Here is a 3585-nt window from a genome sequence, read left to right on the forward strand (position 1 = left end):
AGGGATCTGACCAAGATCCGGTCAAATTGCTATCATAAGCCTGAAAGTTATGAAGCGACGGATCTCTATGCTTTGATGGAATAAGGAACTCGGGCCGTGAATGCGTCCCTGAGCTATCGCGTCCGCTTGCGCGTCGGCATGCAGACAGGTCAACGTGGTCAGTCAGCGCGGGACGGTCGCGTCCTTAGCTGACTGGTCTGAATGTGCGGTCTCTTACGCGGACATCGTTCGCAGCAAACCCCGCATGACATCCTCCAGGGTATCGTGCCGGGGACCGTCAGACGCCGCCGCTACGACCCGGAGTACGTCACCTTCGAGCCTCGCCTCCCACGAGACGATACGGCGGCGGTCATGGGGAAAACGGGCCACTTTTTCCTCAATCAGGCGCTCGATGCGCTGTGTGACCTCACGCCGTATTTCGGGTGGAACACTTTTGTCGAATCCGATCTGATCACGTAGCGCTTCAGCACGCTCGCTCTCGGGCAGGAGGCTGGTATTCCACGCCGCAACTATCGCCGTCAGTGCGCTCTGATATTCCTCCAGTGTTGGATGATCGGATACCTCATCCTGAAGCAGTTGGGCGAGGGGCCAGGAGATTTTCTGCTCCGGCGGCAGGTCATTACGATCGAGAACGATAGCGTCGGGGATCCCTGACTGAACCGCTCCCCGTCGCAATGCCTCCAGGTCGCGCGTGCCCAGCTTGCGGGCGCGCGACGATTTTTTCTGCTGGCTGGCTTTGCCCATGTTTCTGTCCCCTTCGCTGCGTTCTGAATCCGAAAATTATAGCGGCCAGCTGGTTGCACAGACTGGCACAAGTGTGACGGCTTTGCCGGATTTTTTGCGCTACACTGGCCAGCCCATTCGAGATCCGGAATCCGGCATGGCGACCATCGAACGTACCGCGTATCCGAGGTTTCCCAAGGGTTTTTCACCGGAGGAACTGCAGGCGTTCTATACGCCGGACGTCGAAGAGCTTGAGTGGGTGCGCCGCAACGCGCGTGGCCAGTCCTCGAGACTGGGCCTGCTGGTTCTGCTGAAGGTCTTTCAGCAGATGCACTACTTTCCCTTCGTTGACGCCATTCCCCCCGTTGTCATCGAGCACATCCGGGCGAGCGCGAACATAGGCGCCGAGGCCGCATTCGGCTACAACAGGGCAAGGTCGCCCGCCTTGTTTCGTCACTATGCGGCAATCCGAGAATTTCTCGGCATCCAGTCCTACTACGGCTCCGATGCCAACGAAATCGCGGTACGCGCGACACATGAGGCCGCCGAGACGATGGATCAGCCGGTGGACATCATCAATGCAACCATCGACAGCCTGATCCAGCAGCAGGTCGAACTGCCCGCGTTCTCGACGCTCGATGCCATTGTGGAGCAGATCCACACGCGAGTTCAAACAGCGCTGTTCCGACGTGTCTCGCGTCGCCTCTCTGATGAGGACAAGGCCCAACTGGACCGGCTGATCAAGCGCGAATTCAACCAGCGCCAGAGCGCGTACAACACCATCAAGCGATACGCCTTACGCCCATCGCGAAAGCATATCTCCCTGCTCGTCGACCATCTTGCCTGGCTCGATGGTTTTGGCGACTTCAACCATGCGCTGGAAGGTGTTCCCGCGACAAAGCTGCGCTCCCTCTCGACGCAGGCGATGAGTCTGGACGCGGCGAATCTGAAGGAAACCCTGCCGGAGCGGCGATATACGCTCATTGTCGCGTTGCTGCATCAAATGCGCGTGCGAGCCCGCGACGACCTGGCCGAGATGTTCATCCGTCGTATGGGCGCAATCCACAAGCGGGCCAGGGAAGAGCTAGACCAGATCCAGGCACGTCAGCGCGAACAGATGGAAAGCCTGGTCGATACGCTTGACGGCGTCGTCAATATTCTCGACGACTATACCGACGACACCGAACTTGGTGCGCGTGTTCGCCAATATCTGGCGCCGTCGGGCGACCTCGAACCATTGCGCGAAAGCTGTGCCGAGGTCCGGGCCTACAGCGGCAGAAATTATCTGCCGCTGCTGTGGAGGCATTTCAAGGCACATCGATCAGTACTACTACGTCTGGCGCATGCACTGGCATGGAGCTCGACCACCCAGTCCGAGTCCTTGCTGCAGGCAATGGAGGTCGTTTTCAGGAACGAATCGCTTCATCGCGAATGGATCAACGTCGAGGTCGATCTCAGCTTTGCTTCCGAGCGCTGGCGCAAGCTGGTTTTCCGCCCGCCCGAGAAGGGTGCGACGACAAACCGGCGTTATCTGGAACTGTGCGTACTGTCCGCCATGACGAGGGAACTGCGCAGCGGAGACCTGTGCGTAGCCGGCTCGGATGCCTTTGCAGACTATCGCGATTACCTGTTGCCCTGGCATGAATGTGAGAAGCGCCTGCCGGGATACAGCGAGAGGCTTGGCATTGCCGACAGCAGTGCCGGCTTTGTGGCGCAGCTGCGCGAATGGCTCTCCGATGCCGCACGCCAGTTGGATGAGCGTTTTCCCGAGAAGTCCGACCATGTGACGGTCAACAAGGCAGGTGAGTTTGTTGTCCGTCGCACCACGGCGACGGTCATCCCGGAAAGCGCGGTGGCCCTGCAAAAGGCGATCGTCAAGCGCATGCCTGTGCGCAATCTGCTGGACGTACTCGCCAATATCGAGCACTGGACACATTTCACACGACACTTTGGTCCGTTAAGCGGCAATGATCCCAAAATCCGCGACGCCGAACAGCGGTACCTGCTTACCATCTTCGCAATGGGGTGCAATCTTGGTCCCACCCAGGCCGCGCGCCACATGGGTGACAGGATCACGCCGCACATGATGTCGTTCGTCAACCGCCGGCACTTGAGTCTCGAACGCCTTGAGAGTGCACAACGCGAGCTGATCGAACTCTATCTCCGGCTTGACCTGCCGAAGCACTGGGGAGACGGCAAGACGGTGGCAGCCGACGGCACCCAGTACGACTTCTACGACAACAACCTGCTGGCAGGCTATCACTTCCGCTACCGGAAAATGGGCGCGGTCGCCTACCGCCACGTCGCCGACAACTATATCGCGGTATTCCGGCATTTCATCCCGCCGGGCATATGGGAAGCCATCTACGTGATCGAAGGGCTGCTTAAGGCTGGATTGAGCGTTGAGGCCGATACGGTGCACGCCGACACCCAGGGGCAGTCGGCTGCGGTGTTCGCCTTCACCTACCTGCTGGGCATCAAGCTGATGCCGCGGATTCGCAACTGGCAGGACCTCAAGCTGTATCGCGTGGATGCTGCGACCCGATACAAACATATCGATGATCTTTTCGCGGAAACGGTTGACTGGGAACTCATCGGGCGCCACTGGAAGGACCTGATGCAGCTCGCGCTGTCGATCCAGTCTGGAGCGATTTCATCGCCCCTTCTACTGCGCCGTTTCGGTGCGGCCAGTCCGAAAAATCGCCTGTCCCTGGCGGCCGAGGAGCTTGGCAAGGTGGTTCGCACGGTATTCCTGCTTGAGTGGCTCGGCAGCAACGAACTGCGACAGGAGATCACCGCCACAACCAACAAGGTCGAGTCCTATAATGGCTTTGCCAAGTGGTTTTCGTTCGGCGGAGATGT

2 protein-coding genes are annotated in these 3585 nt (G+C 59.1%); one reads left to right on the forward strand and one right to left on the reverse strand.

Annotation, left to right across the window (positions count from 1 at the left end; all coding sequences use genetic code 11):
• Positions 1 to 213 precede the first annotated feature (213 nt).
• Complete coding sequence (locus AC57B6_RS24010) at positions 214 to 744, reverse strand: hypothetical protein (protein WP_157763860.1); 531 nt, start codon at positions 742 to 744, stop codon at positions 214 to 216.
• 136 nt (positions 745 to 880) lie between these two features.
• Here AC57B6_RS24010 and AC57B6_RS24015 point away from each other — a divergent pair.
• On the forward strand, positions 881 to 3585 hold a 2705-nt coding region (locus AC57B6_RS24015; protein ID WP_496422229.1), incomplete at its 3' end, for a Tn3 family transposase.

This window comes from Paraburkholderia sp. BGA-UO-ETr-F12 (genome assembly GCF_059567945.1).

Coding starts and splice junctions, on each gene's coding strand:
- AC57B6_RS24010 (WP_157763860.1), bottom strand. CDS start 744: ATGGGCAAAGCCAGCCAGCAGAAAAAATCGTCGCGCGCCCGCAAGCTG.